The sequence below is a fragment of the Paenimyroides tangerinum genome (assembly GCF_003865405.1).
In the GTDB taxonomy this organism is placed as follows: domain Bacteria; phylum Bacteroidota; class Bacteroidia; order Flavobacteriales; family Flavobacteriaceae; genus Flavobacterium; species Flavobacterium tangerinum.
Genome location: NZ_RQVQ01000031.1, coordinates 25,636 through 33,590, shown reverse-complemented (window position 1 = coordinate 33,590; position 7,955 = coordinate 25,636). Strand labels below are relative to the sequence as shown.

4 protein-coding genes and 1 pseudogene are annotated in these 7,955 nt (G+C 31.0%); 3 read left to right on the top strand and 2 right to left on the bottom strand.

Annotation, left to right across the window (positions count from 1 at the left end):
• The first annotated feature begins 302 nt into the window (after positions 1 to 302).
• Positions 303 to 431, top strand: a complete 129-nt coding sequence (locus EG240_RS16995) for a hypothetical protein (RefSeq protein WP_262675122.1) — start codon at positions 303 to 305, stop codon at positions 429 to 431.
• A 218-nt stretch (positions 432 to 649) separates the two neighbouring features.
• Here the strand turns inward: EG240_RS16995 and EG240_RS12370 are convergent, their stop codons facing one another.
• The gene (locus EG240_RS12370) at positions 650 to 3,943 is read right to left on the bottom strand and encodes a T9SS type B sorting domain-containing protein (RefSeq protein ID WP_158612024.1); all 3,294 of its coding nucleotides are present in this window, start codon (positions 3,941 to 3,943) and stop codon (positions 650 to 652) included.
• 445 nt (positions 3,944 to 4,388) lie between these two features.
• Here EG240_RS12370 and EG240_RS17095 point away from each other — a divergent pair.
• Positions 4,389 to 4,457, top strand: a pseudogene (locus EG240_RS17095) (DarT ssDNA thymidine ADP-ribosyltransferase family protein); the annotation flags it as partial.
• 111 nt (positions 4,458 to 4,568) lie between these two features.
• Here the strand turns inward: EG240_RS17095 and EG240_RS12360 are convergent.
• Positions 4,569 to 6,239 carry a hypothetical protein gene (locus EG240_RS12360; RefSeq protein ID WP_125019700.1) on the bottom strand — a complete coding sequence of 557 codons (1,671 nt, stop codon included), beginning with the start codon at positions 6,237 to 6,239 and terminating at the stop codon, positions 4,569 to 4,571.
• Between the two features lie 303 nt (positions 6,240 to 6,542).
• On the opposite strand from EG240_RS12360, the gene EG240_RS12355 reads away from it, so the two are divergent.
• Complete coding sequence (locus EG240_RS12355; protein WP_125019699.1) at positions 6,543 to 7,793, top strand: site-specific integrase; 1,251 nt, start codon at positions 6,543 to 6,545, stop codon at positions 7,791 to 7,793.
• Positions 7,794 to 7,955 lie beyond the last annotated feature (162 nt).

Here is a 7,955-nt window from a genome sequence, read left to right as displayed (position 1 = left end):
TTATTTTTTGTACTTTAGTTACAACTTTTTGACCGTGTTTTGAACCTCATTTACACTGGTCACATTCACCAGAATCTACACAAACAACTATTTCAGGCGATTTAGGTTTTGATGGAGATGATAATTACTATCTTTTAGAAGATTTTATTTTGAAAAATAATCTAAACCATAACAACTTTAAATATGAAGAATATTTTTTAAGTGAGGGCGAAATTTGTAATCCGGTTTTTCTGTTAAAAAATATTTTTATATTGATTATTAGAATGCCTTTATTTTTTTTAAACCTAATAACGTTTAAACAATTGAATTTAAAATATCCTGAATTTACTGGTGAAGATCGTTATGTGAAAGATTTAAACGTAAAAGATTTAATTACTTGGTTTTTAGAGAAAGAATTCAAAACTTCAAATGAGATTCAATATATATATTAAGCTTTATAGGTTGCAAGTTTATAAATAGGAATGGGGAAAATGGGAAAAGGGAAATAACGTAATAAAACCCCAAACATAAAACTATGTTTGGGGTTTTATTTGATAATAATTACTTTTAGATAGTTATTATTGCAATGGTTGATTTTTGATAGAAATACCTAGAATGAATGATTTATATTAAAGAACTTTACTATTTTAAACGTGCCTTAAAAATTATATTATCTTATCAATGAAAAATGGCCTTTATACAATTCGGCATTCCCATTAGTTACCACAAACCAATAGTCTGAAGACGGAACAGGATTGCCGTTATAATTACCATCCCAGGCATCTGAACTGTGTAATTTTTTTAATAACTTACCGTTTCTATCGAAAATATATGTTTCTAAGTTTTTTTGAGAATCTGAAAATAGTATAGCCCAAGTTTCATTTTGTCCATCACCATTTGGTGTGAAGAATTTTGGGTACATTAACAAACTAATTTCTTGTGTAGCTATTCCACAGCCTTTAGTATCCCTGACATAAACAGTGTATTTACCGCTTCTTAAACCAAAAAACTGATTACTTTCTTGGTAATTTATACCGTCGATTGAAAAATCGTAATGATCATCTTTATTGGAGTTTGTAAGAATTTCTATTGCATTTTCATGATCTGTCCACTGTTTTGTTTTAATATTTATAATTAAAGGTTTTTTTGAGAAAACCACATGAATTGTTTTTGTAGTTGAACAAATGATATTGCCATTAATCTTATTTACTGTTATTGTATAATTACCAGCCTCTGAAATAGTTATACTTTGAGTGTTTTGTCCAGTTGACCAACTATAACTGTTAAACCCATCGCCCGCATTTAGTACTAATTTGGTGCCTTCGCATATTGAAACATCATCTTCAATTGGAATAATTGGATTACCGAATAGCGTTATTTTTAGTGATACAATTTGGCTGCAACCGTTAGAAGAAACTATACGAACATAAATGATTTGATCTCCAATAGTTGTATTATAATTGGTTGGATCTATTAGATTTGTAGCTATTTGGTTTAATGCTCCGTCTAACGACTGGTAATATTCAAAATTATAATCTACTGGATTTGAAATTAAAAAAGAATTATAATCCGTTAAATTTATATTTTCTGTTCCATCATTTAATGCGTCACAAACGGCAAAAGCATAATCGTTTGCGTTTAAGCTATTAATTAGGCTTACAGTAACTGCAAATCTATTGGTACTTTCGCATTGATTAATTGTTTGCGAAACATAATAAGTAAGACCATCTACTAGCTGAGTTGAAGTGGGTAAAACTTGAGTTGAGCTAATAGAGTTATACCATTTTAAATTATCTCCATTAACAATTAAATCGTTTAATGTTGCTTGCTGATTTAAACAGATATTTTGATTTGAAGATCCAGTAGGAATTGTTGTATTTTGTAAATGAATTAAAACGGGAACGCGTGTACTTTCGCAAATTGCATTTGATTGAGCGGCATAGTAGGTTTGTCCGTGTATTAATGGTGTCGTTTGCATAAGAAGATTACCTTCAAATTCACTATCATACCAAATGATATTATTACTGTTGCCTAAAACATCTTGCAAGGTTTGATTTTGGAATGTGCAAAAATATTGTGGCGTTTCTATGATTGGCATTTCAGGTTTTGGACTCACTATAAATTGAAGCTCCGTTTCTATTGAACAATTTGGATTATTTACATGATACGCCTTAACGTAAATTGTATCGCCGTATGAATTGGAATTGGTATAAGGATTTGGAAATAGATTTGTAAATAATTGACCTGAAGAATTTCTAAATTCTAACACTATATTAGGTTGATTACCGATTAATAGATTATTTAGATTTGATGTATCAAACGCATTAGAAATACCAGAACCAGAAATGGTTTCACAAGCCATTAGAGGTTCGATACTATTTAAAAATGGTACATTGGTTATATGTACGTTTTTTTCTAACACTTGGGTGCTATTGTCGCAAGTTACTGTTGCACTAACATTATAAACACCTGTAGCTGAGAATACATGATTGGGGGTGTTTGAGGTTGAACTGTTATTTAAAGCATTAGGATCATTGAAATTCCAAACTACGGAATCGTAAGTTCCGTTAATGCTAAATTGTGCTATTTGATTGAAACAAGTATTTTGAACGATAATTGTACCTGGATTAGCAGGTTGGTCAATGCTAAATTTATAAAACATGGCATCTGAATCATTATTACCACTGTTATTGTTTATGGTTGTACCATTAATTTGTATTGGATTACTTCTATAAGTTGCTGTTAAATATAAATCGTTTCCATTAAAAAGAATGGGACCGGATAAATCATGAGCTGCCGTCATAAGGCTTGGATTTCCAGACGATCTAAACAAAAATTCACTCGAAAAATTAGATAAGTTAATTTTAAACAAAACTAGATCTTGAGAAAAATATTCGTTGTTATGATAACTTGTACTAGTAATGGTTGCATTTGGAAAACTCATTGTATTGGTGAAACTAGTATGTACGTATAAAAAACCGTCTTTTTGGGAAAAATGAGCGATTCTAAGAGGTGAAAGATTTAATAAAAAATACAACGAATAATAATCATTATTATTATCAAATCTATTAATATTCTCTAAATTACCGGTAGAAGAATTCAACTCAATCAATGCACTTTGGAAGACACTATTTAAACTATTAATAAAAAAGGTATTCCCTATAATAGTAGTAGTTAAATTCATGATTCCCCAAACATAGAGTTTATTATTTTCATTATTAAAATGAATTCCTCCTGGAATATAAATTCCCTCAGAGGAAGTATTTGAAGAAGAAAGCACTTTGGTCCAACTTAATTGAAGTACAGCATTAAATTTATCAACCTTAGAATATGAATCTTTATACCTTGTTAAGTAAATATTACCTTGATTATCGAATTCTGAGTATTTGAATTTATCTTCACCATCACCAAAATTAATTGCATTTATAAAATTACCATCTGTATCGTACTTTGCAATAAAAGCTCTTGGATTATCTGTATATGGAAAATTAAAAGACAGTCCATTACTAAAAGTTAGAGTATCATAAAATGTACCTGTTACATATAAATGATTTTGATAATAGTGAATATTTTGCATTATGTTTCCTGTATGTGGACCAATGTGTCTATTCCATAAAATTGTACCAGCTGAATTCAATTTATAAAAATTTATACCAGGTGACATGCTAAATCCATTAATATCCCATGGTCCTAAACCGGCATTAGTACTCGTTAAATTATCTATTACTAAATAAATATTCCCTTGCTCATCACTTGTAACAGACTTAACTGCAACATCTTCATAACCAAAATTAATAGACCATATTTCATTACAATTAAAATCATATTTAATAATTCTAGATGCTACAAAACCACCTGAACTAACCAAGTAAACTATACCATCATTTGTTTTTTCAATATCTACAGCAGCATCAGATGTCCAACCGCCAATACTTTTTCCACAATCGAAACATTGAGAATGCATAGGTACATTTAATAAAAAGAAAAAAAGAAAATATAAATACCTCATCGTTTTAATAAATTCATAAATTGAAATTAAATACAAAGATAGTCTTTCAAAGTTTAATTAGGTAATTATTAAAAAAAAGGACATTGTGGGAAGGGGGAATTAGGGAATGGGGAATTAGGGAATGGGGAATTAGGGAATTGGAAACAAAGTAATCAAACCCCAATCTTATAATTATGTTTGGGTATTGATTTAAAAAATTAGTTATTTTAGCATAAGCACTACTGCAATGGTTGATTTTGATAACAAGCATTTGTATCGGATGATTCATATTGAGAACATCCCTAATATCTTAGAAAATGGAATTACGCATAGAAACTCAACACATGCAAATAGTAATTTTATTCCTATGGGAGATTCCTCCACTATTTCAACCTGAGCAAATAAAGTTTTAAACAATGGCAATACTTTAGGAGATTATATCCCCTTTTACTTTGGCTATCGTTTACTGATGTTATATGTGATTCAATAGGGACATAATGGTGTGAAACAAACCCTAAAAGCTAAAAAAACAAAAATATCTGAACCTTTATTCCTTTTCATAATTCAAAACAAGTAGGTATAACTAAGATGTTACTCACTTCTAAAAAAATGTAAAAAAATCATTACGGATGCGTTCTGGATAATAATTAAAAAAGCGTTGCCAAAACGATTCTACTAATAAATTTACTTCTTGTTTGGTAAAATATGTTTGTGCAAAAACACGAATTTCATGTTCTTGAGCTACCGATTTATTAAGAATTAGATTTGATACAATATGGTTAGCTAAACTATAAAATACTGCCTTTTTATCTAATGCTATAAGTTGTGTAATATAAGGTTCTAAAATAGTAAAAGATATGGGAGTAATCTGTACGGCTTCAATCATTTTCTTGTAATTGCCTTCATAATCTAAAATTTGTAAGTACAATGTAATATAGCTTTCGTCTTCATCGAATTTATGTTGCAACCGAACTAAGGTATTTGTTTTAAACTTTGTAAGATAAGAAGGGTCATCTAAATGATTCACTACAAATTTGTATCGTTCTAAAGTAGGTTCAAACGAAAACAAATCGTGTTTTATAGCCGCTAATTCATTTAATGAATTTGGATCGTTTTCTAAAAGTTCTTCAATGATTTTTAAATATGGGATGTTATACTCTACTTTTGTATTGTAACTAATTAATTCATAGCAATACACTAATGTTTCGGAGACATTTATTTTTTTTAATCCGTTTAACAATAAAAGATTGAATGTATTCTGGTGCGGATACGGTGTAAAATATGCTTGGCATTCTTCTAATTTATTGTTTTCGATTAGTATTTCGAGAAGTTTTTGATTGATTTCTATTTGAAAACAAAAATCTTCATCGATAAATTCTTGCAAGCGTTGTACAATTTGTGCTGCTATGTATGCTTTTTGTACTTTGGTTCCGTTTTCATTTAAGCTTGAAATTGTTTCTATCAAAAGGGAATGCACTTTTCCAAAATTCATTTCAAAAAGTTGATGAAGTAAGGAGTTGACTGCATTTTGCCATAGAGTAATATCTTGTGTGTTGTTTAATAGCAACGAATATTGATTGATTAACTGCTTTACATATTTTTGTAAGCGCGTACCTGGAACCGTGTAGGTATAAAATTTATCCTCTAGGGTTTCTATCATTTTTTCTAACAAAAGAAACGCTTTAGAATAGGTACTAATTGTTTGAAGGTATTGAAAAACGGGTGTTAATGATTGTTCAAGATATTGAATGATTTTTTTAAGTTCGTTTAATTCTATTTTTTTTCGTTTTGCGATCACCGAAGTAAAAGCAGTTGTGATTAAAGGAGGTATGTCTGTTAATTCATAAGACGTGTTTTGTTTTGAAAAAGCTAATAAAAATTGAATTTCTACCTCTTTATTCACAGTAAAAAACGGATGCAACCACGCTTTTAGTTCTTGTAAATCTAATTCTTGTAAAAGTAGTTGAGCTTCTGTTAGTTTTTGTGTTTTTTTAGTTGCACGCTTGTTTGTAGTAACGTTTGTTTGATTGCTAAGATGCATCAAAACAGCCAACTGATGGATACAAAGAGTGTCTTTTAAAGAACAATCACAGTGATGTTCCTGTAATTCATTATTTTTAATGGTTACTGCTACATCAAAACTAGCGTGCTCATCATCAACAAAACCTATAAACCTACCTTTAAGGTCTTCGTCTAGTTCACGCACTTTTAATAACAATGCTTTATTTTTCTTTGTTATTGCTACCTTCTCTAAAACTGCTGCAATCGTCATAAATACCCTTATTCTTAAATTTAACCTTTAACAAATTTAAAATAAATTTTCAGTAAATATACATCAAAGATTAAGAACAGGCAAAACGGTTGTAAATAAAGGCTTTACAGCCGTTTTGTGTTTTTTTGGTAATGCGGTAAAAAGCAGAAAAAAGCAACGATTGGCAAAAGTAAGGTTACTAAAACGTTACTTTTAAACATTTGAAACGAAGTTTTTAAACTGTTATTTTTCAGTCCTTTGCATTGTATTTCATATTGTTTCGTGGCTCACATAAGTTTAATTTTATCATTAAGAATTGTGAGTATGGAAACGACAAAAAAATCAACGTTTAAGGTACTGTTCTACCTTAAAAAGAACGCCCCAAAGAAAAACGGAAAGGTTGCAGTTATGTGCAGGATTACCGTAAATGGCAAACAGTCTGCATTTAGTACCAAGTTGGATATTACCGCATCGAATTGGGATTTGAAGTATGGCAGGGTTTTAGGAAAAAGCAGGGAAGCCCAAGACGTAAACGGTAAACTTGACAAAATCCGTTTGGGTATCGAGGAATGTTATTCCAAAATCCTGAAAAACGAGGGAGCTGTAAACAGTGTGAAACTTAAAAATGCCTTTCTCGGTATGGAAAGCGGAGAGCTTACTTTTTTCAAATTCTATGAACAGTTCCTTTTAGACTATGAGAAAAAAGTCGATAGCGGACTTCGGGTAAACGGAACTCGCACCAAATACAAAACACTTTTAAAGCATCTTCGGAATTTTGCACTTACAAAATACGGTTATTCCGATATATCATTTAACGACCTTACTTCTGATTTTGTACAGGACTTTGATTACTACCTGCGTGACGACCAGAGTTTAGAGCATAACACCATTTGGCTGTATATGATTGGTTTTACTACCCTCTGTCGGTTGGCAATGAGCAGAAAGCACCTTGCTTTCAATCCGTTCAGCGAGTACAAGAATACCAAAAAGGACAAAGACCGTGGCTATCTGTTACGGAACGAGTTAGAACAGCTTGTAACATTCAATTGTGATACCAAAAAAGATGAATTGGTAAAAGACCTGTTTGTTTTCAGTTGCTTTACAGGGCTTTCCTATTCGGATATGAAAGGACTTAAAAACAGTAATATCCAAGAGTTCTTTGACGGCAATCAATGGATTATTATACGGAGAAAGAAAACATCTACATCGTCCAATGTGATGCTGTTGGATATTCCAAAAATGATTATCGAGAAATATGCAGGACTGTCAAAGGACGGCAAGGTTTTTCTTGTACCCTCAAACACCGTCTGCAATGATAGTTTGAAACGAATATCCCAACTGATTGAATGCCTTAAAGAAAAGAAAGTAACTTTTCATTTGGCACGTCATACGTTTGCCACCCTATTTTTGAGCGAGGGTGTTCCGTTGGAAAGTTTGAGCAAGATGTTAGGACATAAAAACATTGCCACAACACAGATTTATGCCAAGATACTTAACGAGAAAGTCGGAAAGGATATGCAAAAGGTGTCACATAAATTTAAGGGTATGGAACGCTCTTTTGTTTCGCAACTCTGAAACCTACTAAAGCAATTAAAGAAAGTCAATGTTGTAAGCATTGGCTTTTTTGTATTTTAGCTGTTGGATAAAACAAATGTTTTAAACCATTAAGGATGATGGATAAACTTCGTCAACCTATCATGTAATCTTAGTAAACCTCAAATGGAAAAACAATCTTTA